This is a genomic window from Lutibacter oricola (assembly GCF_900106565.1).
Taxonomy (GTDB): Bacteria; Bacteroidota; Bacteroidia; order Flavobacteriales; family Flavobacteriaceae; genus Lutibacter; species Lutibacter oricola.
Map to the genome: position 1 here is coordinate 826,694 of NZ_FNNJ01000001.1, position 24,007 is coordinate 850,700.

The 24,007-nt window shown below is 30.5% G+C and carries 21 protein-coding genes; 12 read left to right on the forward strand and 9 right to left on the reverse strand.

Translation table 11 applies throughout. The features are described from left to right. Positions 1 to 77 precede the first annotated feature (77 nt). Positions 78 to 692, forward strand: coding sequence for a deoxynucleoside kinase (locus tag BLU40_RS03305; protein WP_090119682.1), 615 nt, complete (start codon positions 78 to 80; stop codon positions 690 to 692). 74 nt (positions 693 to 766) lie between these two features. Here the strand turns inward: BLU40_RS03305 and BLU40_RS03310 are convergent, their stop codons facing one another. The 4 genes from BLU40_RS03310 to BLU40_RS03325 form a co-directional block, all read right to left on the reverse strand. Continuing rightward, on the reverse strand, positions 767 to 3,160 hold the full coding sequence (locus BLU40_RS03310; RefSeq protein ID WP_090119685.1) for a sodium-translocating pyrophosphatase: 2,394 nt from the start codon (positions 3,158 to 3,160) through the stop codon (positions 767 to 769). A 117-nt stretch (positions 3,161 to 3,277) separates the two neighbouring features. Next, on the reverse strand, positions 3,278 to 3,832 hold the full coding sequence (locus BLU40_RS03315; RefSeq protein ID WP_090119687.1) for an inorganic diphosphatase: 555 nt from the start codon (positions 3,830 to 3,832) through the stop codon (positions 3,278 to 3,280). 70 nt (positions 3,833 to 3,902) lie between these two features. Then, entirely contained in the window at positions 3,903 to 6,401 is a 2,499-nt protein-coding gene (locus BLU40_RS03320) for a DUF5686 and carboxypeptidase-like regulatory domain-containing protein (RefSeq protein WP_090120348.1), read from the reverse strand. A 71-nt stretch (positions 6,402 to 6,472) separates the two neighbouring features. Next, positions 6,473 to 7,453 carry a pyruvate dehydrogenase complex E1 component subunit beta gene (locus BLU40_RS03325; RefSeq protein ID WP_090119690.1) on the reverse strand — a complete coding sequence of 327 codons (981 nt, stop codon included), beginning with the start codon at positions 7,451 to 7,453 and terminating at the stop codon, positions 6,473 to 6,475. A gap of 180 nt (positions 7,454 to 7,633) precedes the next feature. Between BLU40_RS03325 and BLU40_RS03330 the strand changes: the two genes are divergently transcribed. From BLU40_RS03330 to BLU40_RS03365, 8 genes are all read left to right on the forward strand, one after another. Beyond that, entirely contained in the window at positions 7,634 to 8,380 is a 747-nt protein-coding gene (locus BLU40_RS03330; protein WP_090119693.1) for an electron transfer flavoprotein subunit beta/FixA family protein, read from the forward strand. A gap of 30 nt (positions 8,381 to 8,410) precedes the next feature. Then, on the forward strand, positions 8,411 to 9,373 hold the full coding sequence (locus BLU40_RS03335; protein WP_090119695.1) for an electron transfer flavoprotein subunit alpha/FixB family protein: 963 nt from the start codon (positions 8,411 to 8,413) through the stop codon (positions 9,371 to 9,373). Positions 9,374 to 9,458: 85 nt separating this feature from the next. Continuing rightward, on the forward strand, positions 9,459 to 10,070 hold the full coding sequence (locus tag BLU40_RS03340) for a bifunctional nuclease family protein (protein ID WP_090119698.1): 612 nt from the start codon (positions 9,459 to 9,461) through the stop codon (positions 10,068 to 10,070). Between the two features lies 1 nt (position 10,071). Continuing rightward, complete coding sequence (locus tag BLU40_RS03345) at positions 10,072 to 11,466, forward strand: NupC/NupG family nucleoside CNT transporter (RefSeq protein WP_090119700.1); 1,395 nt, start codon at positions 10,072 to 10,074, stop codon at positions 11,464 to 11,466. A 32-nt stretch (positions 11,467 to 11,498) separates the two neighbouring features. Then, complete coding sequence (locus BLU40_RS03350) at positions 11,499 to 12,323, forward strand: thymidylate synthase (RefSeq protein ID WP_090119703.1); 825 nt, start codon at positions 11,499 to 11,501, stop codon at positions 12,321 to 12,323. 27 nt (positions 12,324 to 12,350) lie between these two features. Continuing rightward, positions 12,351 to 13,904 (forward strand): hypothetical protein, encoded by a 1,554-nt coding sequence (locus tag BLU40_RS03355; RefSeq protein ID WP_090119705.1) that lies wholly within the window; start codon positions 12,351 to 12,353, stop codon positions 13,902 to 13,904. A gap of 32 nt (positions 13,905 to 13,936) precedes the next feature. Continuing rightward, complete coding sequence (locus tag BLU40_RS03360) at positions 13,937 to 14,347, forward strand: 2TM domain-containing protein (protein ID WP_090119708.1); 411 nt, start codon at positions 13,937 to 13,939, stop codon at positions 14,345 to 14,347. Beyond that, positions 14,347 to 14,841, forward strand: a complete 495-nt coding sequence (locus BLU40_RS03365; protein ID WP_090119710.1) for a dihydrofolate reductase — start codon at positions 14,347 to 14,349, stop codon at positions 14,839 to 14,841. Before BLU40_RS03360 ends, BLU40_RS03365 begins: the two co-directional genes overlap by 1 nt. 41 nt (positions 14,842 to 14,882) lie before the next feature. On the opposite strand, the gene BLU40_RS03370 is transcribed toward BLU40_RS03365, so the two are convergent. Further along, positions 14,883 to 15,473, reverse strand: a complete 591-nt coding sequence (locus BLU40_RS03370; RefSeq protein ID WP_090119712.1) for a hypothetical protein — start codon at positions 15,471 to 15,473, stop codon at positions 14,883 to 14,885. A gap of 200 nt (positions 15,474 to 15,673) precedes the next feature. On the opposite strand from BLU40_RS03370, the gene BLU40_RS03375 reads away from it, so the two are divergent. Next, positions 15,674 to 16,552, forward strand: coding sequence for an AraC family transcriptional regulator (locus tag BLU40_RS03375; protein ID WP_090119715.1), 879 nt, complete (start codon positions 15,674 to 15,676; stop codon positions 16,550 to 16,552). Positions 16,553 to 16,813: 261 nt separating this feature from the next. Here the strand turns inward: BLU40_RS03375 and sppA are convergent, their stop codons facing one another. Beyond that, a complete protein-coding gene (gene sppA, locus BLU40_RS03380) occupies positions 16,814 to 18,568 on the reverse strand; it encodes a signal peptide peptidase SppA (protein ID WP_090119718.1) in 1,755 nt (584 codons plus the stop codon). Positions 18,569 to 18,673: 105 nt separating this feature from the next. Here sppA and folK point away from each other — a divergent pair, with 105 nt between their 5' ends. Then, positions 18,674 to 19,798, forward strand: a complete 1,125-nt coding sequence (gene folK, locus BLU40_RS03385; protein ID WP_090119720.1) for a 2-amino-4-hydroxy-6-hydroxymethyldihydropteridine diphosphokinase — start codon at positions 18,674 to 18,676, stop codon at positions 19,796 to 19,798. On the opposite strand, the gene gldC is transcribed toward folK, so the two are convergent. Continuing rightward, complete coding sequence (gldC, locus tag BLU40_RS03390; protein WP_090119722.1) at positions 19,799 to 20,137, reverse strand: gliding motility protein GldC; 339 nt, start codon at positions 20,135 to 20,137, stop codon at positions 19,799 to 19,801. Further along, positions 20,137 to 21,090 (reverse strand): gliding motility lipoprotein GldB, encoded by a 954-nt coding sequence (gldB, locus tag BLU40_RS03395; RefSeq protein WP_090119725.1) that lies wholly within the window; start codon positions 21,088 to 21,090, stop codon positions 20,137 to 20,139. Before gldB ends, gldC begins: the two co-directional genes overlap by 1 nt. 59 nt (positions 21,091 to 21,149) lie before the next feature. Between gldB and nadE the strand changes: the two genes are divergently transcribed. Then, the gene (nadE, locus tag BLU40_RS03400) at positions 21,150 to 21,938 is read left to right on the forward strand and encodes an NAD(+) synthase (protein WP_090119727.1); all 789 of its coding nucleotides are present in this window, start codon (positions 21,150 to 21,152) and stop codon (positions 21,936 to 21,938) included. A 2-nt stretch (positions 21,939 to 21,940) separates the two neighbouring features. Here the strand turns inward: nadE and dnaG are convergent, their stop codons facing one another. Beyond that, positions 21,941 to 23,980 (reverse strand): DNA primase, encoded by a 2,040-nt coding sequence (gene dnaG, locus BLU40_RS03405; RefSeq protein ID WP_090119729.1) that lies wholly within the window; start codon positions 23,978 to 23,980, stop codon positions 21,941 to 21,943. Positions 23,981 to 24,007 lie beyond the last annotated feature (27 nt).

A 24,007-nucleotide genomic window follows, 5' to 3' on the forward strand; every position in this document is an offset into this window, starting at 1 on the left:
CAGTCTTAGTTTAGCACTATTCTATCATAAAAAAATTATTTACCTTTAGCCCTTTATAATTTCATTAAAATAAATCTATGCACGTAGCTATTGCAGGTAATATAGGAGCAGGAAAAACTACTTTAACAAAATTGTTAGCCAAACATTACAATTGGGAGCCTCATTTCGAATCTGTTGATGAAAATCCATATTTAGATGATTTTTATGGTGAAATGGAGCGTTGGTCTTTTAACTTACAAGTTTATTTTTTAAATAGTCGTTTTCGTCAAATTTTAGAAATTAGAGAAAGTGGTAAGGCTATTATACAAGATAGAACTATTTACGAAGATGCTAGAATATTTGCGCCAAACTTACACGCAATGGGCTTAATGACAAATAGAGATTATAGTAATTATGATTCTTTATTTGATTTAATGGAGCGTTTAGTATCTCCACCAGATTTATTAATTTATTTAAGAGCTTCAATTTCTACGTTGGTAGGGCAAATACATAAAAGAGGTAGAGATTATGAAAACTCTATTAGTATTGATTATTTAAGTAGGTTAAATGAGCGTTACGAAGCTTGGATTACTAAATATACCAAGGGGAAATTATTAATTATTGATGTAGATAATTTAGATTTTGTAGATAACCCAGAAGATTTAGGGTTTATTATAGATAAAATTGATGCCCAAATTAACGGTTTGTTTTAATCTAATTTGAAAATATATACCATAAAAAAAGCACGCTAATTAGCGTGCTTTTTTTATGGTATATACTAAAGTAATTAAGCTTTCTTAACTTTTACTTCAACATTTTTAAGCGCTTCAACTTGTGCTTTTACTTCTTCTTCTGAACCTGTAAAGATGTTCTCTTCAATAAGAGTTTCTCCGTTTTCAGAAGTAGTTGTAGTAACAATAGCTTTGTAAGAAGCATCTTCTTGTTTTTCTAATTTTACTTCAATATTTTTCTGAATTTCTTGAGCTACAATTTCTGTAGCTGCTTTTTCTTTAGTGTATTCAGCAACTGTTTCACTATCTAAAGCAATACTTGGAGCAATTACCAAAGCAACAACAGACATTAATTTTAATAAAATATTTAATGAAGGACCTGAAGTATCTTTAAATGGATCTCCAACAGTATCACCAACAACAGATGCTTTGTGAGCTTCTGTTCCTTTTCTACCTTCTTCTTCAATAGTTTTTTTAGCATTATCCCAAGCTCCACCTGCGTTAGATTGGAAAATAGCCATAAGTACACCACAAGTTGTAACACCAGCTAATAAACCACCTAACATTTCAGCTCCTCCAATAAAACCAATTGCAACAGGTACAATAATAGCTAATAAGCCAGGGAATACCATTTCTCTAAGTGATGCTTTTGTTGAAATATCAATACATTTTCCGTAGTCAGCAATACCATCAGCTTCGTCAAAAATAGCTCTGTCTTCTGCAGTTGCTTTTGACATGTCTGAATCGTATTTACGCATAACATCTAAAGCAGCTTTTAATTTAGGAATATCTCTAAATTGTCTTCTTACTTCTTCAATCATTGCCATTGCAGCTCTACCTACAGCATTCATAGATAATGCAGAGAATACAAATGGTAACATACCACCAATTAATAAACCAGCCATAATATTTGGACGAGACACATCGATAGAAGTTACGTTTGCAGTTTTCATAAATGCAGCAAATAAAGCTAAAGCTGTTAAGGCAGCAGATGCAATTGCAAATCCTTTACCTACCGCAGCAGTTGTGTTACCTACAGCATCTAATTTATCTGTACGTTCACGTACTTCACTTGGTAATTCAGCCATTTCAGCAATACCACCAGCATTATCACAAATTGGTCCGTAAGCATCTACAGCTAATTGAATACCTGTGTTAGCTAACATACCAACAGCAGCAATTGCAATACCGTATAAACCAGCAAAATGGTGTGATACAATAATTGCAGCAGCAATTAAAATAATTGGAATCGCAGTAGACATCATTCCAACACCTAAACCTGCAATAATATTTGTTGCCGAACCTGTTTCAGATTGTTTTACAATTGACATTACTGGTTTTTTACCAGTAGCTGTGTAATACTCTGTAATTTTTCCAACTAACAACCCAGCAACTAAACCTGCAATTGTAGCCATAAACACTCCTGTTGAAGTATATTCAACTCCAGCATCTACCCAAGAAGTTGGAAGCATTTCTTTAATAATAAAATAAGAGGCAACTAACATTAAACCAGCAGAACCAAATTCACCAATATTTAATGCTGTTTGAGGGTTTCCACCATCTTTAACACGAACAAATAGTGTTCCTAAAATAGACATTAAAATACCAACAGCAGCAAGTACTAGAGGTAAATAAACAGCTCCTAAACCATTAAAAGTTGCTTGAAATTCTGGTAAAGTAGCATATACAGCTCCTAAAACCATTGTACCTATAATAGAACCAACATAAGATTCAAATAAATCTGCTCCCATTCCGGCAACATCACCAACGTTATCACCAACGTTATCTGCAATTGTAGCAGGGTTTAATGGGTGATCTTCTGGAATACCAGCTTCAACCTTACCAACTAAATCTGCACCAACATCTGCAGCTTTTGTATAAATACCACCACCAACACGTGCAAAAAGTGCAATTGATGATGCTCCTAAAGAAAAACCAGAAAGTACATTTAATACCATTGCTAAGTTTTCTTGTCCAGACCACATTCCTTGGTAAATCATAAATAATCCGCTTAATCCAAGAACTCCAAGTCCTACAACACCTAATCCCATTACAGCACCACCAGCAAAAGCAACTTCTAAAGCTTTACCTAATGAAGTTCTAGCGGCTTGTGTAGTTCTTACGTTTGCTTTTGTAGCAACTTTCATTCCAATAAATCCAGCTAATGCAGAACAAATAGCACCAACAATAAATGATACCGCTACCATTCCGTTCGATCCTGTTTCATTTGTTCCTTTAAAGAAAAGTAATACAGCTACTGCTGCTACAAAAATAGCCAATACTTTGTATTCAGCTTTTAAAAATGACATTGCACCTTCTGCAATGTTTTTGGCTATCCTAGCCATTTTTTCTTCTCCTTCTTCTTGTTTAGAAACCCAAGCATTTTTAATAAATACAAATGCAAGCGCTACAACCCCAAAAAGAGGTAGAAATTTTACAATTAATTCCATGTTTGTAAAGTTTAGTTTAAATAATTAATTTTAAGCGACCGTAAAAATAAGCAATATCACATAATAAAAAAACTGCATTTAAAAAAATGCAGTTTTTTCATAAAAATGTAGTATTTATTAAATTGTAAACGTTCTTTTTTTCTTATGTTCACTATTCTCGTACCTTTCAACACATTCTTTGTAGATTTTAATAGCTTCTTCAGCGTTACCCCATCCTCCAGTATCAACTTTTTTCTCTTCTAAATCCTTATATACTTGAAAAAAGTGTTCAATTTCTTTCAATCTATGAGGGTTAATATCGTAAATATCTAACCTGTTACTCCAAATAGGATCAGACACAGGAACACATATAATTTTTTCATCAGGACCTTTTTCATCTGTCATATGGAAAACACCAATTGGTCTAACTTCCATAACAACCATTGGGTATGTTGGTTGAGAACCTAGTACTAAAACATCTAATGGATCTTGATCTAAAGCCAAAGTTTCAGGAACAAAACCATAATCTCCAGGATACATCATTGAAGAAAATAACATTCTATCAAACCTAATTTTGTGAAGCGTAAAATCGTATTCATATTTGTTTCTACTTCCTTTAGGAATTTCAATTAAAACATCGAATGTTATGTCTGATTTTTTTGCCGATACTTTTTCTTTTTCTTTACTACTCATATTTTATATTGATTTATTTTTAGTAAAAATACAAAAACGTTGCATTTATTATGTTATCTAAACTTAAATTTTAAAAATGGAACCCAAATGCTCCTTTTATTGCGAAATTATCTGCTCCGGGAATGTTTTTATAACTTCCTCTCCAAGTAAAGTCTAATCTAAAAACTTTAAATATATTTCCTATTCCAACACCATACTCATAATAACCGTTTTTTGGGGCAACGTAATTAATGTTTGTTGAAGCATTTAAAGCTATGTTCTCGTTAGAAATATCTCCCCAAACTCCTTTTACAGTTACAATTTCACGCAAGTTCAATTTTCTTAATAACGGTAGCCTAGAAAATAAGCGACCATTAAAATTATGTTCTAAGTGTACACTTGCATACTGATCGGTAATAAATTCGTAATAATCTAATAGTGCATATGTATTTTCTATTGTGAAGTAAGATTGGTTACCAGGAACTACATTTAATAGTCCTAAAGGTACTTCACCAAAAGTTTTACCAGCTTCAACAGTTGCAAACATTCTACCAAAACCACCTATTAATATTGGTTGACGATAATATAATTGAATTTTATCATAACTAAAATCACTATCTAAACCACCACCTTTAATACCTTTTGTGTAATTAAGAAATAGCGTAGAATATGTACTCGATACTTCGTTGCGTTCTACTCCGTAACCTATAGTTTTTCGGTTTGGTGTATATTTTAATGAAACATCAACTTCCGTTTGAGCTAATTCAGATTTTTTTATTCCATTTGTTTTATCAACCCAATAATCTAGATTAAATGTATTTGGTGATGCTGATTTTAAAGTTCTATAAGATGCACCTAATTTTAATTCTAAATTCTTTTTAGGTTCAATAGACATATATGCGCTAGACAAGTTGATAGAGGTTAATTTACTATTATCTCCACTAGCAAAAACAGCAGAAGATGCAAAACTTCTTCCTAATACATCATTAGTAGTTGTTAAACTAACCCCAATTTGTTCAATATCTCTTCTATTTCCACCACCAAAAGTTAACCTGTTTTTAGGGTTTACCATCCATTTACCAGAAATACCGTATTTAAATTGTTGGTCTTTAAATCCATATGCGGTATACCCTTGAATTCTCCAAGGCTCATTTCCGTCTATATAAGTTCTACCACCAACTCGAACTCTCCATCCTTCAACATCATTTTTGCCAATTGTTGAATAAATTGGTCCATAATCAAAATTGTTAAACTCTATGTATCCAGAACCAAGTATAGAAATTAAATTATATATACGTTTAAATTTAGGTACCTTAGTTAAGGTGTCTAACATTTTGTAAATACCCTTTTCGTTTTTATTTAATTTTTCTTGTCTGCTTGCAGCCCAATAATCATCTTTTTTATTGTAAATTTTTTCATCATAAACATCAATTTCTTTCGAGTAAAAGTGGTCCTTTTTAATGCTGTCAAAATTATAGTTGTTATACATGGTAGTACGTTTGCCATATAAACCTTTTGATTTGTCTTTTTTATTTATACTGAAATCAGACAACATGTAATCTCGTTTTAATAAAAAAACAGAATCGTTTAACACGTTAAATTCTTGTTCAATATAAATATCTTTTACCCAGTTAATATTTGCACTTCGGGTTGCTTGCATGTTAATTTCTTTAACGGCAAATGTGGTATCGTTTACCCAAAAATCTCCTTTAAAAGTAAGTTCGCTTTTTCTTCGAGGGTAGTACAAAATATTGTAACACCATTTATTATCTATATAAGCACTATCTGTTAGTACATAATTATAGGTAGAAACTCCAGAAGCTTTTGAGATAGGACTCACAAAACTTTTGTCAAATATTTTAATGTAGCTATCGTAAATATTATAGTCTACATATAAATCTTTTATAAATGCTATTACATTTTGGTTAGAATTAAACCCAGAGTTTTTATTAGCAACTAAGTCTTCTCTTAATTTTTTACCACCTTTATTTTTACCATAAGATTTATAAACAGATTCATTAATAAAGATTGGTAAAAATGCTTTACCGGTAATTCTAGAAGTATCGATACTGTTAAAAATAAACTCCATTCCATTGAATATTTTTCTATTCATTAGAAGGCTATCAATATTATTCATATCAAATTCGAGTTTTTCATATTTCTCGTATTGATATTGGTCAAAAAGGTATACCCCATTTTGGCGTTTTTTTGCCCAAATCTTTTTTAAGATAGCAATTGCAGGATTTCCTTTCTTTTTAACCTTACCAGAATAAATAACAACTTCTTTTAATTGAGCTGAAGTTTCTTTTAGTTCAATTTTTAAGTTGAAGGCCCTACTTTTAATATCTAAAATTTTGTTTTCGAATCCTAAAAAAGAGATTTCAATTTGATTGTAGTTTTCGTCAGCTTCTAAATAAAACTTTCCATTTTCGTCAGAAACTGTTCCAATTGTAGAACCTACAAAAACAACATTAGCAAATGGTACACTTTCTTGATTGCTGTCTAGAACAGTACCACTAACTTTTACCTGAGAAAACCCTACAAATCCTATAAGAAATAGGAGTAAGGTTTTTATAAATTTTTCTTTCATATTCATTTTAATAAAAAATTCCTTTCGAGAATAAATCTCAAAAGGAATCTATAACGCAATTACTATGCCTTTTATTTTATGTAAAGCACGTCTTTTACTGCTTTAATAACATCGTTGTAATTTGGTAACCACTCTTCTAATAGTACAGGAGAATATGCTGCTGGTGTATCTGCAGTTGTAATTCTTCTAACTGGAGCATCTAAATGGTCAAATATATTTTCTTGAACTTGGAATGTAATTTCAGAAGAAATACTAGCAAATGGCCAAGCTTCCTCTAATACTACTAACCTGTTTGTTTTTTTAACAGAAGTAAATATAGCTTCAAAATCCATTGGTCTAACAGTACGCATATCTAAAATTTCACAAGAAATTCCTTCTTTCGCTAATTCATCTGCAGCCTTGTAAGCTTCTTTAATTATTTTTCCAAAAGAAACAATTGTTACATCCGTTCCTTCTCTTTTTATGTCAGCAACTCCTAATGGTATAATGTATTCTCCCTCTGGAACTTCCATTTTGTCACCATACATTTGTTCAGACTCCATAAAAATAACTGGATCGTCATCTCTAATTGCAGCCTTTAATAAACCTTTGGCATCATATGGGTTAGAAGGTATAACTACTTTTAAACCAGGTGTGTTTGCAAACCAGTTTTCAAAAGCTTGAGAGTGTGTAGCTCCTAATTGACCAGCAGAACCTGTAGGACCTCTAAAAACAATAGGACAATTTAATTGACCACCAGACATTTGTCTAATTTTTGCGGCATTATTTATAATCTGGTCAATACCAACAAGGGCAAAGTTAAAGGTCATAAATTCAACAATTGGTCTATTACCATTCATTGCAGCACCTACAGAAATTCCAGAGAAACCTAATTCAGCAATTGGAGAGTCAATAACTCTTTTTGCTCCAAATTCATCAAGCATTCCTTTTGATGCTTTATAGGCACCATTATATTCTGCAACTTCTTCACCTATTAAAAAAATAGATTCATCACGACGCATTTCTTCACTCATTGCCTCACAAATAGCTTGTCTAAATTGTAATGTCTTCATTTATTTTTATTTTAAGAATTGCGAAAATACATAATAATCAAGCGTTTTACAATCAAAAATATAGAATATTGGATATTATTTTACTATGCACGCATAGTAATTTAATTTTTTTTAGTACATTCGTAGCGATTAAAAATCAAAAACACCTTAATTTTATTAAAAATTTAAACTTAACGAAGTATGAAAATATTAGTTTGTATTAGTCACGTACCTGACACTACATCAAAAATTAATTTTACTGAAAACGACACGAAGTTTGATTCTAATGGAGTGCAATTTGTAATTAACCCTTACGATGAATTTGCACTTACAAGAGCAATGTGGTTTAAAGAAAAACAAGGAGCTAGCGTTACCGTAGTAAATGTTGGTAATGCGTCAACAGAAGCTACTTTAAGAAAAGCATTAGCAATTGGAGCTGATGATGCTATTAGAGTTAATGCTGAAGCAACCGATGGATTAGCAGTAGCGAAAGAACTAGCTGAGATTGTAAAAAATGGATCTTTTAATTTAGTGTTAACAGGAAAAGAATCTATAGATTATAATGGCGGTATGGTTCCTGGAATGTTAGCAACTTTACTTGATTATAACTTTGTAAATGCTTGTATTGGTCTTGAAATTGAAGGAGAAACAGCAACTGTTTCTAGAGAAATTGATGGAGGAAAAGAAGTTTTAGCTTCGAGTTTACCATTGGTAGTAGCTGGACAAAAAGGGTTAGTAGAAGAAAAAGATCTTCGAATTCCTAATATGCGCGGTATTATGATGGCTCGTAAAAAACCATTAACTGTTGCAGAACCTATTGGAGCAGCTGTTTCAACAGAAACAACTTCATTTGAAAAGCCAGCAGCAAAATCGGCTTGTAAAATAGTTGATGCGGATAATGTAGATGAGTTAGTAAACTTATTGCATAACGAAGCCAAAGTAATTTAATTAATGTCTAATCTAACATCAAAATAATATATGTCAGTTTTAGTAGTAGCCGAATCTTCGGAAGGAAAATTAAAAAAATCTACGTTTGAAGTAGTAGCATACGGAAAAAAAGTAGCAGAACAATTAGGAACAAATATGGTTGTATTGGCAATTAATGCTAATGAACCAAACCAATTATATACATATGGGGCTGAAAAAGTACTTTCAGTAACTAACGATGCGTTAAAAACATTTAATGCAAAAATTTATGCAAATGTAATTCAGCAAGCCGCAGAAAAAGAAAGTGCAGCAGTTGTTGTAGTAGAATCAAATGCAAATGGATTGTATGTTGCACCAATGGTGGCAGTGAGTTTAAATGCTGGTTTTGCTAGTAATGTTGTGGCTTTACCAAGTAGTACAGCACCATTTACAGTTAAAAGAAAAGCATTTTCAAGTAAAGGGTTTAATAACACACAAATTACTACAGATGTTAAAGTAATTGCTTTAGCTAAAAATTCTTATGGTTTAGTTGAAGGTGAAGTTGCTGGAACAATTGAAGAGTTTTCACCATCTGTAATAGAAAGTGGAGTTAGCTCTACTTCAATAGAACAAACAACAGGTAAAATTACCATTGCAGATGCTGACATTGTGGTTTCTGGGGGTAGAGGATTAAAAGGACCAGAAAACTGGGGAATGGTAGAAGAGTTAGCAGAGGTTCTTGGAGCTGCAACAGCTTGTTCTAAACCAGTTTCGGATTTAGGTTGGAGGTCTCATAGTGAGCACGTTGGGCAAACAGGTAAGCCTGTAGCTTCGAATTTATACATAGCAATTGGTATTTCTGGAGCAATTCAACATTTAGCTGGAATAAACTCTTCTAAAGTAAAAGTTGTTATAAATACAGACCCTGAAGCGCCTTTCTTTAAAGCAGCAGATTATGGTATTGTTGGCGATGCTTTTGAAGTAGTTCCAAAACTTATAGAAAAGTTGAAAAATTTTAAGGAGAATAACGCATAATTTTACTAAATTGTGCCTCCTAAAAGGCTGTCTGATAATTGGACCTTTGTCCTTTAATCAGACAGCCTTTTTTTAATTTTAATTTATGAGTTTAGTTAGACTTAACATAAAAGGTATTTCTTACAGTCAAACACAAAGTGGGGCATATGCATTGGTTTTAAGTGAGGTGGATGGTTCTAGAACCTTACCCATTGTTATTGGAGCTTTTGAAGCACAATCTATAGCAATAGCACTTGAAAAAGAAATAAAACCTCCACGACCTTTAACCCACGATCTTTTTAAAAGCTTTGCAGATAGGTTTCAAATTGTAATAAAACAAGTTATTATACATAAGTTAGTAGACGGTGTTTTTTACTCGAGCCTAATTTGCGAACGTGATGGTATTGAAGAAATTATTGATACTAGAACATCAGATGCAATTGCTCTGGCTACAAGGTTTGATGCTCCAATTTTTACTTACGAGAATATTTTAGATAAAGCAGGGATTTATTTAAAAATAAATGAAGAGGATGAAGAAGTAAGCGAAGGAGAATTTAGTTTAGATGATTTAATTGAAGATGAAGAGGTGGAAGCTGAAGATAGTACGTTTTCAAAAGATACTTTGAAACAACTAACTGAAAAATTAGAAAAAGCAGTTCAAAATGAAGACTACGAATTGGCTGCTAAAATTAGAGATGAAATAAATAAACGATCATAAAATGATAAAAAAAATAAGTTTATCTGCATTACTTTTTTTTTGCACGCTTACATTTAACGCCCAAGAAACAATTCAGCAAACCATAATACCTAATCAAGGATTTTCTATAACATCGTTATGGCGAGGGGTTTTAGGTATGTTTTCATTATTGATTGTGGCCTATTTATTTAGTAGTAATAGAAAAGCAATAAATTGGAAAACTGTAGGAGCTGGTTTATCAGCTCAATTATTAATAGCTGTTGGAGTTTTAAAAGTACCTTTTATACAAGCAACTTTTGAATTTGTTGGTGGTGTTTTTATTAAAATATTAGATTTTACAAGAGCTGGAAGTGAGTTTTTACTAGGAGGAATGATGAATACAGAATCATACGGTTTTATTTTCGCCTTTCAGGTTTTACCAACTATAATTTTCTTTTCTGCATTAACATCGTTACTGTTTTATTTAGGGATTATTCAAAAGGTTGTACAAGGTTTAGCTTGGTTATTAACTAAATTATTAAAAATATCTGGTGCTGAAAGTTTATCAGTTGCTGGAAATATATTTTTAGGGCAAACTGAAGCTCCATTAATGATTAAAGCCTACTTGGAACGTATGACTCGTTCTGAAATTTTATTGGTAATGATTGGTGGAATGGCAACAGTTGCAGGTGGTGTTTTAGCAGCTTATATTGGTTTTTTAGGAGGAGAAGATCCTGCTTTAAGATTGGTTTTTGCAAAGCATTTATTAGCAGCATCAGTAATGGCGGCACCAGGAGCAATTGTAATTTCAAAAATGTTATGTCCACAAACTGAAAAAGTAAATACTGATGTAAGTGTTTCACAAGAAAAAATAGGATCAAATGTATTAGATGCAATTTCTAACGGAACAACAGAAGGTTTAAAATTAGCCGTAAACGTAGCAGCAATGTTACTTGTTTTTATAGCTTTTATAGCAATGATAAATTACGGTTTTGGTAAAATTGGTTACTATACTGGTTTAAACAGTTTGTTAGCAGAATACACTCCATATAAATCATTTTCTATTGAATCTATTTTAGGAATTGTTTTTGCGCCATTAATGTGGTTAATTGGTGTAGCAAAAGAAGATGTAATGATGATGGGGCAATTACTGGGTATAAAATTAGCAGCAAGTGAATTTGTTGGATATATTCAATTAGCAGGGTTAAAAGATGTAACAAGTGCATCTCACTTTACATATAATAAATCGGTAATTATGGCAACGTATATGTTATGTGGTTTTGCAAACTTTGCTTCTATAGGAATTCAAATTGGAGGTATTGGATCTTTAGCGCCTGGTAAACGTAAGTTATTGTCAGAATTTGGAATGAGAGCCTTATTAGGTGGTTCATTAGCATCGTTATTATCTGCTACAATAGCAGGTATGATTTTAGGGTAGTTATTGGTAAAGGATAAAGGGTTTATAGCATAATGAAACAATATTTAGATTTAATAAAACACGTTAGAGATAACGGTATTGGAAAAGAAGATAGAACAGGAACGGGAACAAAAAGTGTATTTGGCTATCAAATGCGTTTTGATTTAAGTGAAGGTTTTCCGATGTTAACTACTAAAAAGTTGCATTTAAAATCTATTATTCACGAGTTGTTATGGTTTTTAAAAGGCGAAACCAACATTGAGTATTTAAAAGAAAACAATGTAAAAATTTGGGATGCTTGGGCTGATGAAAATGGAGATTTAGGGCCAGTATACGGACACCAATGGAGAAATTGGAATAGTGAGGGGATAGACCAAATTACTGAAGTTATTGAGACTATTAAAACAAATCCAGATAGTAGAAGAATGATTGTTACTGCTTGGAATCCAAGCGTGTTGCCAGATACTTCTGTTTCGTTTTCAGAAAATGTTTCAAATGGTAAAGCAGCTTTGCCACCTTGTCATGCATTTTTTCAGTTTTATGTTACTGATGGTAAATTGTCTTGTCAGTTATACCAACGCAGTGCGGATATATTTTTAGGAGTACCATTTAATATTGCATCTTACGCTTTATTAAATATGATGATGGCGCAAGTTTGTGGTTTAGAGCCTGGAGATTTTGTGCATACTTTTGGAGATGCACACATATATAACAATCACATAGATCAAATAAATTTGCAACTATCTAGAGAGCCACGATCATTGCCAACAATGAAAATAAATCCTGATGTTAAAAACATATTCGATTTTACTTACGATGACTTTACTGTAGAAGACTACGACCCACACCCACATATTAAAGGGAAAGTATCGGTATAGATTTTTAAAATAATAATTTTATTAGCTATGAAAAATATTTTAACTTTTCTATTTATTTGTTCAATTACATTTTCTTTTGGACAAGTAGATAAAGAGTCTGCATTGAATAATGTTGATAAATGGGATACCTATACTAACCCAGGAACTGATAATTACTTTTACAATCATTTTAAAAAATATTTAACTTCTGAAATAATTTCAAAAGAGAAATTATCTAAATCCAAAAAGAAGATTTATGTTGAATTTAACTTGGTAGATGGAATAGTAGGTAATATTGAAACTAACGCTTCAAATAAATTTTTAAAAACCAAGATTAAATATGCATTTAATAAATTAGATTTTAACAAAGTTTCTATTAAAAAGAATAGTGCTTTTCATAAATTCTCACTTCAGCTAATTGAAAATGTTAATAATAGTGGTGTTTTAAAATGTAGTTCCGTTGTTTTACATGAAACACCTCCAATTTGTATAAATTGTGATAAACATATTGATCTTAAAAGCTATAATCAATGTATAAAAAAGAAACTTCTGCAATACTTAACGGCAAATATTGATAGTGCAAAATTTGCGAATTTAAATTTGAAAAAAGAGGAACAATATGTACCATTTGCTGTTTTAGGCAATAATAAAAGTGGAGTAAATGCTTATAGAGGAATTGAAATTAAGCTAAATTTTGATAATAATGGAAAAGTAAGTACTTCAAACAACGCTGAAAATAACGCTTTAAAAAATGAAATTAATACCATTTTAAATGGTTATAATTACGGCCAAATTTTACCCGCAACTTTTAATAATAAACCTGTTGGTTATTCTTATAAGTTATATACTTCTGAAAAAAGATTGTTAGAATCGTGGTTGTATAAAACTTCACCATCTAATAATTTATCAAAATATTTTAAAGAGAGAATTCCGCAGTCTTTAATTGATAAAGAAGAAATTGATGATTTTAGAAGTAGTGTTCGCATTAGTTTTTCGTTAGATAAAAAAGGTAGAATGGAAAGTATATCTTCTACAGCAAAAAATGAAGAATTGAATGAGCAATTAATTAAAGTTTTTAAAAAATATCCTGTAGAAAAACTAAACATTCCAACACCTATACATAAGTTAAGCACGTATAGTTTTACTGTAATTGTTGCTAATGATTTTAAAAACAGCATAGAATGTAGCAATTATATTTCTAATATGTTGGTTCCTATTGCAAAAGGGTGTGAAAAATCTAAAAGCTTTACTAGTTTAAAAAAATGTTTGCAAGACGCTATAACTTCACATGTAAATAGAAACTTTAATTCAAATTTGGCTAGAGAGCTGAAATTATCTCCAGGAGTTAAACGAATTTATGTTATGTTTAAAATTAACCACAAAGCAGAAATAGTAGATGTAAAAGCTAGAGCTCCTCATAAAAAATTAACTGCTGAAGCTATAAGAGTTGTTAAAACAATTGAAATTGTTGCACCAGCTTATCATATGGGTAATGTTGTAGGTATTAAATATTCTTTGCCAATTGCTTTTAGAGTTGCTCAAGGAGCAAAAAAAGATCCTTTTAAAGGAATGAATGATGATATAAATAAAAGAAGATATTAATTTATTATTTTAGCATTATAAAATAATTAAGTATGGCAAATAACGAACATCACGAGTTATATGAAAATGCAAGAAAACGTGTTAAGCAAAAAAAACGTTTGTATTTTCATTTTGTATTATTTTTAGTAGGTTCAATATTTTTAATAGTATTAAATAAAGTATTAAATGTTGGTGAGTTGATATTAAAAGACTGGTTTGTTTGGGCAATTATTTTATGGCTTTTCTTTTGGGTGTTACATTTTGTAAATGTATTTGTTACCAATAAGTTTATGGGTAAAGAGTGGGAGCGTATTCAAACAGATAAGTTAGTTTTAAAACAAGAATTGAAAATTGCTAAAATGGAAAAAGCTATTGCAAAAGAGGCGCAAATTAAAGCAGAAAGCGAACAATTTGCTGCAGAAGTAAAGGAAAGCGAGAATCCACAAATTAATAAAGAAAATTAATGATAACAATTATAGCAGCAATTGCAAATAATAATGCTTTAGGTAAAGACAATAAATTAATTTGGCATTTACCAGCAGATTTAAAAAGGTTTAAACAAGTTACATCTAAACACCATGTTATAATGGGTAGAAAAACTTACGAATCTTTGGGTAGACCACTACCAAATAGAGTAAACATAGTTATTACAAGAAATAAAAAATATAAAGCAGAAGGTTGTGTAATTGTGCATTCTTTGGCTGAAGCTATTGAAGCAGCCAAGGCTGATGAGAATCCTTTTATTTTGGGTGGAGCAGAAATTTATAAGCAAGCCCTAGAAGTTGCAGATAAGTTAGATTTAACTTTTGTACATCATACATTTGATGCTGATGCTTTTTTTCCAGAAATTGATATGCAAGTTTGGGAAGAAAGTAGTAGAGAATTTTACAATGCAGATGAAAAAAATGAGTATGCATTTAGTTTTGTTACTTTTTTAAGAAAAAAAAATGAGGCTTAATTAAAAGCCCCATTTTATCTAAACTTAAAATAATACAACAATTATATTTTTATATTTTCAATAAATGTTTTTCCGTTAGTTGTTAAATAGATTTTGTAATCACCATTAGGTACTTCAACAAAACTTAGTATACGTTTTAAATCTATACCTCCTTTTAGAGTTTCAGTATGAAGTAATTCACTTTTGTCGTCATAAACTTCAATTTTTAAAGGTTCGTTGTTTAAAGCTAGTTTTGTAATGGTAACGTTTTTATCTTTTGTTAAAGTAACAGGTTTGTAAATAACCGTATTTATATCACTTTTAAACTCAACGCTTTCTTCTGTTACTTCAAAAGTTAAATATTTAACTTTAGTTTCACCTGTTACCTCGAACCTATAAGTTCCTAGAGGTAGTGTGTTTAAGTCGAATTTTTTTGAGTAATATGTTCCTTGGAAATTTTCTGAATGTAAAATAACGTTTAACATGTCTTTGACTTGTACTTCAATAGCTCCATCATAATTATTTAATGTAAATTGAATTAGTTTAGAATTTAATTCTGTCGCTTTTACATTAAAATCGCTTTCATTTGCCTTACCTACTAAGCCAGTAACCATTACTGCCATTAGTACTACTTTTTTAATTAGTGCTTTCATAATATTGTTTTTTAAACTATTATGGTACAAATGTAAGAGCGATTTTTATTCTAAAATACCTCTCTTTTTTCTATTTTATATGCTTAATTACCATTGTAACGTATGTTAATTTAACGTTAAGTTAAAATAGAACATAAAAATGAAAAAAACAGATAGAATCATCAATTTTTTTATTAATTTTGTTGTAAATAATAAATTGTATGAAAAATACGAAACCAACTTTTAAAAAAATAAATCCTGAATTTGGAAGTTCTTTAGCTGTTAGGCAGCATACTGAAAAAATAGAGGGAGATTTACCTTTTTGGCACTTTCACCCGGAGCTAGAACTTATATATGTAAATAAAGCAAAAGGAAAAAGGCATATAGGTAGCCATTTATCTTATTTTAATAACAGTCAGTTATTATTATTAGGTGCAAATTTACCCCATAGTGGTTTTACAGATAGATTTACAACTAATGGATCTGAAACAATTATACAATTTAAAGAAGATTTTTTAGGTGAAGAGTTTTTAAATAAGCCAGAACTACTTTCTATTAAAAACTTATTTGAACGAGCAAAAAAAGGTTTGCTATTTTCTGTTGAAGCAAAAAAAGTAATTGGGCCAAAAATTGTAGAGCTTAAAAAGTTCGAAGGATTGGAACGAATTATTAAGTTTTTAGAAGTTTTAAAAGATTTAGCTCAAACACCACATTATACATTATTAAATGTAGATGGGTTTGCTTTTGAAGTAGAACCGCAAGACAATAAAAAGATAGATATTGTTTTTGGGCATGTGAGTAAAAACTTTAAACAACCAATTCCTTTAGATGAAATTGCAGAAAAGGTTAGTATGACGGTTCCTGCATTTTGTAGATACTTTAAAAAAGCAACGGGAAAAACATTTACTCAATTTGTAAATGAATTTAGAATTGTGCACGCAACCAAATTATTAGCAGAAAACCCAACAAGTATTACAGATATTTGTTTTGAAAGCGGATTTAATAATTTTTCGCATTTTAACAAGTTGTTTAAAAAATTTACAGGTAAAAGTCCTTTAAAGTATAGGAACGAGATGAAACAATTGCTTTCGCATAAATAATAAGTCTTAAAATATAACGCAAAAAAAAATGAGATCGAAAGATCTCATTTTTAAGTTAACCAAATATCTAAAAAGTACCAGTGCTCAATTGCTACTTAATAAGATTGTAAATATCTTAACCTCAATTATTACATTACAAATGTACGGCAAGAGCAAATATAATAGCTCATCATTATTTACAGGTTTGTGTTCTATTTTATCATTAACGAAAACGTTATCGTTAATTAAATGTTAATTTAACATACTAAATTGTTAAATTAACTACTTAATTTCTAAAATATAAGGAAGTCTAGCTTGTACTCCTTTTAAATTTGAAATTTGTTTTATGTTTTTATAAATCTTATAGTTTTCTTCTCCAAGTTCTTCTTTTAAAATATCTTCTTTAGCTTTTGAAAAAGGGAAAGAGCTAAACTTTTCTTCGAAATCTACTTTGTAGCTTGGGTAGTTTCTTACTTTATAATCTGTTGTTTCTGCTAATTCAGCCGCATATGCTATTGCATCATCTAAATTACCTAACTCATCAACAAGGCCAACTTTTAGAGCTTCGGTACCACTCCAAACTCTACCTTGAGCTATTTCATCAACTTCTTCAACAGTCATATTTCTACCATTAGCAACTCTGGTTAAAAAGGTAGTGTAAATTTGTTCAACACCTTCTTTAGTAACTGCTCTAAATTCTTCGGTCATAGGTTCAAATACACTATAGCTTGGCGATTTATTTGTACTTACTTGTTCTGCATTTATACCAATATTACCAGCTAATTCGCTAATATTAGGAATTGTACCAAAAACACCAATAGATCCTGTAATTGTTGTTGGTTCAGCAAAAATTTTATCTGCATTACAAGCAATATAATAACCTCCAGATGCTGCAACATTACCCATAGATACTACAAGTGGTAAAGAATCGGAAGTAATTTCAAGTTCTCGCCACATTAATTCGCTGGCAAGAGCACTACCTCCAGGAGAGTTAACTCTTAACACAATAGCTTTTACCTTTTTGTTTTTTCTAGCTTTTTTAAGAGCGTTTATAATTAAATCTTGTCCAATTTTTTCTTCATCACCTTTTCCGTAAATAATTTCACCTTGTGCATAAATAACAGCAATTTTATCAGATCCTGTTGAAGAAATTCTTCCTTTACCTGTAGATATGTAGCTTTCAATATCAATGGTGTTTAAAGTATCGTCGTTTTCAATACCAACTAAAGATTTTAACGTGCTCACATATTCATCAAAATAAATGGCTTTGTCAACTAAGTTGTTTTCAATTGCTAAATCTGCATTTCTTCCTAATAAATTATCTGCAATTGTATTTAATTTTTCTGTTGAAATATTTCTACTTTCCGCAATATCATCAATCAATTCATTCCAAATTGAGTTTAAAAAAGCTAAAGTTTGAGCTCTATTTGCTTCACTCATTTCATTGTACAAATATGGTTCAACAGCACTTTTGTATTTTCCGTGGCGAATAACCTCCATTTTCATACCTGTTTTATCTTGAAAATCTTTGTAATAAAGTACTTCTCCAGATAAACCTTTAAAATCTACAGCTCCAATTGGATTTACATAAATAGAATCTGCAACAGAACTTAAGTAATAAGATTTTTGGTCGTAAACATCTGCATAAGCATAAATAAATTTACCCGATTCTTTAAAGTCTACCAATTTGTCTCTCAAAGTTTGCGTTTGGGCAACTCCAGCGTTTATACCTAAAGTATGTATGTTTATACCTTTAATGTTTTCGTCTGTTTTTGCATTTTCAATAGCGTTAAGTAGTTGGTTCAAACCTACCTTTTTATCACTCATTTTAAAAATTTGTTCAAAAGGATCATCGCTTTTTGGAGCAAAATCCTTAACAATGGTTTTCATTTTTAAATTTAGAATGGAGTTCTTTTTTACGGTTACTTTGTCCGAACTTCCTGATATGGCGGCAATTCCAATAAATAGTACTAAAATAAGTCCTAGAGCTATTAACGTACCAAAAATAGCAGCTAGTAAGTTTCTTAAAAATTTCATATTAATTTTACTTTTTGAATAGACAAATATTTTGTCAAATGTTTATAAGTTGAGTAACAAAGATATGTTTTTATCTTATACTTTTCTTTTCTTTGTACCTCGTTTATGCAAATTTTAAGAACCACATATTTATCGCTTGGAAGTAATCAAGGAAATAAGTTTGAAAACTTACAACTAGCCGTTGATAATATTGGTGAAATTGTTGGTTTAGTTCAAAAAATATCGTGTGTTTATAAAACTGCATCTTGGGGTTTTGAAAGTGACAATTTTTATAATATTTGTATTAAAGTTTCTACAAGTTTAAATCCTGAAAATTTACTACTTAAACTTCAAAATATTGAAAATTTATTGGGTAGAAATAAAAAATCTAAGTCAACATATGAAGCAAGGCCAATAGATATTGATATTTTATTTTTTGAAGATGAAATTATTTTTTCAAAAGATTTAATTGTGCCTCATAAAGAAATGTTGAAGCGAAAATTTGTAATGATTCCTTTAGCAGAAATTGCTCCAAATTTTATACATCCAATAGAGCATAAACGAATTAGTGTTTGTGCCAATGCTTGTGTTGATGATACTGCGATTGAAAAAACTGATTTAAAGCTAGAAAAACCGGTATCTATTTCCGAAAAATACAATTACATTGCTATAGAAGGAAATATTGGGGCAGGTAAAACCACATTATCTAAAATGATTTCTGAGCAATTTAATGCGAAGGTAATTCTAGAGCGTTTTGCTGATAATCCTTTTTTACCAAAGTATTATAAAGATATGGAGCGTTATGCTTTTCCGTTGGAAATGAGTTTTTTAGCAGATAGATATCAGCAACTTTCTGATGATTTAGGACAATTCGATTTGTTTAAAAACTTTATTGTGTCTGACTATTATATTTTTAAGTCGTTAATTTTTGCACAGGTTTCCTTAGCTAAAGAAGAGTATTTACTGTATCGTAGAATGTTTGATATTATGTATAAGGAGATTTCTAAACCAGATTTGTACATTTATTTATACCAAAACACTCCTCGATTACTCGAAAATATTAAGAAAAGAGGTAGAGATTATGAGCAAAACATAGCAGCAGAATATCTAGATAAAATTCATAACGGTTATGTAGGCTTTATAAAAACACAAGAGAGTTTAAACTCTTTAATTATAGATGTTTCAGATAAAGATTTTGTAAATAATCCAGAAGATTATAAAGAAATTATTGACGCAATAAAAAAGGCGTAATTATTTTTTTATCAACTCTAATTTTTCTGCAAAATAGTCGCAAAAATCTCGCATAGTTGCACCCATTTTATTGTCGTTTGTTGCCATTTCAAAGGAGTTTGCCATAGAAACCAATGTTTGGTGGTAAAACTTTTTCATTTCATCTAAAGGCATATCTTTAGTCCATAAATCCATTCTAAGAGTATCTTTAGTTTTCGGATCCCAAACAGAAATCATTAAAGCTTTTGCTTCAGCATCTTTTATTGTTCCGTCATCTGCAGACCAATGCATTTCTTCAGGAACCTTGTTTTCGTCTAAGCCTACTGTAAATTCAATTTTAGATTTTTGTGATATAGCCATTATTTTTTTGGTTTGTATTTAGATTTTTTGAAAATTTCGTTAGCATTTGTTTCTAAAAGCTGGTGCAAAGTTACATTATTATTTTTCGAAAATGCTTTTACAATTTGCCAACCTAAATAAACACCAATTCTGCCAGGAGATTCTTTATCAATATCTATATAAAATTTAGAGAAAGGTGCGTTTGCTATAAAACGTTCGTTTAAATCGGTTTTTGTACTAAAAAGCAATTTGTTTTCGATAAAATATTTCCAAATCATAGCTTCGTTAGTTTCAGCCCATTCAAATTCATTTTGTGTATAACCAATTTTTTCAAAATCAGTTTTGTTAGGTAAATAACTATCAATTAAAAACATTTTTTTTCCTTCGTTAATAATAGCTGTTATAAATTCTCTGTTTCGTTCTTTAATTAAATAGTTTGAAGCTATGGATTCAGCAACATCTATTACTAAGCGACTTTTATTATAGTTTTTTGATAGATATTTTGGAAAATCGTTATAAACTTTGTTTTCACTACCTAAATACATATCTAGAGAAACTAGTAATAAACTATCTGCATAAATAATTTTGTTTTGGTAATCTAAATTGGTAATTAAAGTAATAGTTTTTGGTTCGTTAAAGCTAGGTTGGTAGTGTTTTATATGTTTAAACAGCTGTTCTAATTCCTTTTGTTCCGAAGAAAAATTATTAAATTTATTGCTTACTTGTTGAAATAATTCTTGCTCATTTTTAATTTTATTTAACCAAATACTGTCGTTATTTTGAGCTGGAAATAAGTAGGGAAACCTTTTTTTAACTTCATTTAAATTTTCTGAGGAAGCATTGTAAAACAATTGATCGAACCTTACAACTTTTGCCGTTGCATTAATGTTCGAAACGTCTATAGCTTTACTTTCTTTATCTTGACATGAAATAGCGAAAAATAAAATAATTATTACGGCTAAAAATTTATTCATTAATTTTTATATTTACGATTCTATTTTAAAAACGTTAAAAATACTAAATTAGTTTTATTATGAATGCAGAAAAAGTGGTTGAACATATTGTAGGTTGGTTAAAAGATTATGCAACAAATGCTGGTGTAAATGGTTTTGTTATTGGAATTTCTGGAGGTATTGACTCTGCAGTAACATCTACATTATGTGCAAAAACTGGTTTTCCTGTTTTATGTGTTGAAATGCCAATACATCAAGGAGCAAACCAAGTTTCTAGAGCAAAAGAGCATATAAATCAATTACAAGAGCGTTTTTATAAGGTAACTTCAATAGAAATAGATTTAACAAACACGTTCGAAGAGTATAAAAAGGTAATACCTGTAACGGATGATAAAGCTACAGTAAATTTATCTTTAGCTAATACAAGAGCTCGTTTACGTATGACAAATTTATATTACTTAGCAGGTTTACACGGTTTATTAGTAGCTGGTACAGGTAATAAAGTAGAAGATTTTGGTGTTGGTTTTTATACAAAATATGGTGATGGTGGTGTAGATTTAAGCCCAATTGCTGATTTAATGAAAAGTGAAGTTTATAAAATTGCTAAGGTATTAGAAGTTCCTGCTTCAATACAAGTGGCAAAACCAACAGATGGTTTATTTGGAGATAGTAGAACCGATGAAGACCAAATTGGTGCAAGTTATGATGAACTTGAATGGGCTATGAACGTTGCCGATGAAGGTAAAACTATTAACGATTTTGAAGGAAGACAAAAAGAAGTTTTTACTATTTATAGTCAAAGAAATAGAGCTAATAAACATAAAATGGATCCAATTCCAGTTTGTGAAATTCCTGCAGATTTAAAATAGAGTTATATAACTCTATTTAATCGTTCGGCTAATTGTTTTTTAAGACTGGTGTAGTTCATTATTTGTTCTAACATTTGTTCTCTTTCAATAACTTCATCTTCACCAGATATTATAGATTTTATTTTTTGATCTATTAATATTCGGCGCAAGTTATATATGGCGTCAAGTACCATTTTAGAAAGATTACTTTCTTTGCTTTTTACAACAATTTCTTTTCTACTCCAATCGCTAATGGTATGTTTTTCATCTTCCATTAATATATTAGTAACAATATTAGCTACTTCCATATTTGTATGGTTTACAAGCGTATCTATAGAAATAGTTTCATTTTGATTTAATTGATGAATAATATCAAAATAAATTTGCCTGAATTTCTCATCGGTAAATTCAATTTCGTCTTGTTGTAAGTTTAAGTAAATCTCTTTTGAAATTACATTGGTAAACTCAATTTTTTTTAATAATTGAACTTCCTCATCATCTACTTCGTCACCAGCAATAAAATCTACAAAATCTACTTCGTTATTGCCGTATAACAACAATATTTTTATAATTTCTTTTTCGTATTTACTAAGTTCGTTAAACTTTTCAATAGGTTTGTTTTTATGTACTTGAAAAGCTTCAGGGTATAGAGCATCTATTGGCGGCTGATTAGGATCTTGCGTATTACCGCTAATTGAACCTCGGTTTTGTTGTCCTGAAAAAGAAGATTTTGGTTTTGTAGAGCGCTGCTGTTTGTTATTTAGTTGTGCAAGTTCACTAAATAAAACACTTTCAGAAATGTCCATAATTTTAGAACATTCTTGAAGGTAAACCTCTTGCTGAATTCTATCTGGAATTTTTGAAATACTAATAACAATATCTCTAATTAAGCCTGCTTTTTTAACAGGATCATTTTTAGCATCTTCCATCAGTAAGGAAACCTTAAAGTTGATGAAATCTTGCGCATTGTTATTTAAATATTCTTTTAATTCTTCGCTCGAAACTTTTTTAGCAAAACTATCTGGGTCTTCACCATCAGGAAACATTAAAACTTTAACGTTCATTCCCTGTTCCAAAATTAAATCAATACCACGTAAGGATGCTCTAATTCCAGCAGCATCACCATCAAAAAGTATGGTAATGTTTTTTGTTAACCTGTTTATTAAACGAATTTGTTGCTCGGTAAGTGCAGTACCAGAAGATGCTACAACATTATGAACACCACTTTGATAAAACTGAATAACGTCAGTATAACCTTCCACCAAAAAACAATTGTCTTCTTTTGAAATTGTTTGCTTTGCGTAATAAATACCATATAAAATATTACTCTTGTGGTAAATATCACTATCTGGCGAGTTTAAATACTTTGCAGCTTTTTTATCGTTGGATAAAATTCTACCACCAAATCCCAAAACTCGTCCACTCATACTATGTATCGGGAACATAACACGGCCTTTAAAACGGTCGAATTGTTTTGCTCTTGGGCCATCATTTTTTACAATAGATAAACCTGTAGATTCTAAATATTTTAAATTGTAACCTTTGTTTAAAGCTTCCGTAGTAAAGGCTTCCCATTCGTCTAAAGAGTAACCTAATTGAAATTTATCAATAATCTCATCAGTAAAACCACGTTCTTTAAAGTAACTTAAACCAATAGCTTTTCCTTGCGGATTATTATGAATAATATCCTTAAAATAATCTCTAGCATATTCCGAAACCATAAACATACTTTCACGTTCATCAGCTTGTTGCTTTTGTTCGTCTGTTTGTTCGGTTTCTTCAATTTCAATATTGTATTTATTTGCTAAATATCTAATAGCTTCAGGGTAGGAGTAGTGTTCGTGTTCCATTAAAAATGAAACTGAATTACCACCTTTACCAGTACTAAAATCTTTCCAAATACCTTTTACAGGCGATACCATAAATGAAGGTGTTCTTTCTTCAGAAAACGGACTTAAACCTTTAAAGCTACTTCCCGATTTTTTAAGCTGAACAAATTCACCAATAACCTCTTCAACACGAGCGGTTTCAAAAACTTTGTCTATGGTACTTCTGTTAATCAATGTATTGGGTAATTTTTAGTGTTCTAA

What these genes read in the sequence shown, in the direction of transcription:
- BLU40_RS03355 (WP_090119705.1), top strand. Translation starts at nt 12,351, where the DNA reads ATGAAAAATATTTTAACTTTTCTATTTATTTGTTCAATTACATTTTCT.
- folK (WP_090119720.1), top strand. Translation starts at nt 18,674, where the DNA reads ATGCAAATTTTAAGAACCACATATTTATCGCTTGGAAGTAATCAAGGA.
- BLU40_RS03360 (WP_090119708.1), top strand. Translation starts at nt 13,937, where the DNA reads ATGGCAAATAACGAACATCACGAGTTATATGAAAATGCAAGAAAACGT.
- BLU40_RS03325 (WP_090119690.1), bottom strand. Translation starts at nt 7,453, where the DNA reads ATGAAGACATTACAATTTAGACAAGCTATTTGTGAGGCAATGAGTGAA.
- BLU40_RS03350 (WP_090119703.1), top strand. Translation starts at nt 11,499, where the DNA reads ATGAAACAATATTTAGATTTAATAAAACACGTTAGAGATAACGGTATT.
- BLU40_RS03315 (WP_090119687.1), bottom strand. Translation starts at nt 3,832, where the DNA reads ATGAGTAGTAAAGAAAAAGAAAAAGTATCGGCAAAAAAATCAGACATA.
- gldB (WP_090119725.1), bottom strand. Translation starts at nt 21,090, where the DNA reads ATGAATAAATTTTTAGCCGTAATAATTATTTTATTTTTCGCTATTTCA.
- BLU40_RS03345 (WP_090119700.1), top strand. Translation starts at nt 10,072, where the DNA reads ATGATAAAAAAAATAAGTTTATCTGCATTACTTTTTTTTTGCACGCTT.
- BLU40_RS03365 (WP_090119710.1), top strand. Translation starts at nt 14,347, where the DNA reads ATGATAACAATTATAGCAGCAATTGCAAATAATAATGCTTTAGGTAAA.
- gldC (WP_090119722.1), bottom strand. Translation starts at nt 20,137, where the DNA reads ATGGCTATATCACAAAAATCTAAAATTGAATTTACAGTAGGCTTAGAC.
- BLU40_RS03305 (WP_090119682.1), top strand. Translation starts at nt 78, where the DNA reads ATGCACGTAGCTATTGCAGGTAATATAGGAGCAGGAAAAACTACTTTA.
- BLU40_RS03370 (WP_090119712.1), bottom strand. Translation starts at nt 15,473, where the DNA reads ATGAAAGCACTAATTAAAAAAGTAGTACTAATGGCAGTAATGGTTACT.
- BLU40_RS03330 (WP_090119693.1), top strand. Translation starts at nt 7,634, where the DNA reads ATGAAAATATTAGTTTGTATTAGTCACGTACCTGACACTACATCAAAA.
- nadE (WP_090119727.1), top strand. Translation starts at nt 21,150, where the DNA reads ATGAATGCAGAAAAAGTGGTTGAACATATTGTAGGTTGGTTAAAAGAT.
- BLU40_RS03335 (WP_090119695.1), top strand. Translation starts at nt 8,411, where the DNA reads ATGTCAGTTTTAGTAGTAGCCGAATCTTCGGAAGGAAAATTAAAAAAA.
- BLU40_RS03320 (WP_090120348.1), bottom strand. Translation starts at nt 6,401, where the DNA reads ATGAAAGAAAAATTTATAAAAACCTTACTCCTATTTCTTATAGGATTT.
- BLU40_RS03340 (WP_090119698.1), top strand. Translation starts at nt 9,459, where the DNA reads ATGAGTTTAGTTAGACTTAACATAAAAGGTATTTCTTACAGTCAAACA.
- sppA (WP_090119718.1), bottom strand. Translation starts at nt 18,568, where the DNA reads ATGAAATTTTTAAGAAACTTACTAGCTGCTATTTTTGGTACGTTAATA.
- BLU40_RS03310 (WP_090119685.1), bottom strand. Translation starts at nt 3,160, where the DNA reads ATGGAATTAATTGTAAAATTTCTACCTCTTTTTGGGGTTGTAGCGCTT.
- BLU40_RS03375 (WP_090119715.1), top strand. Translation starts at nt 15,674, where the DNA reads ATGAAAAATACGAAACCAACTTTTAAAAAAATAAATCCTGAATTTGGA.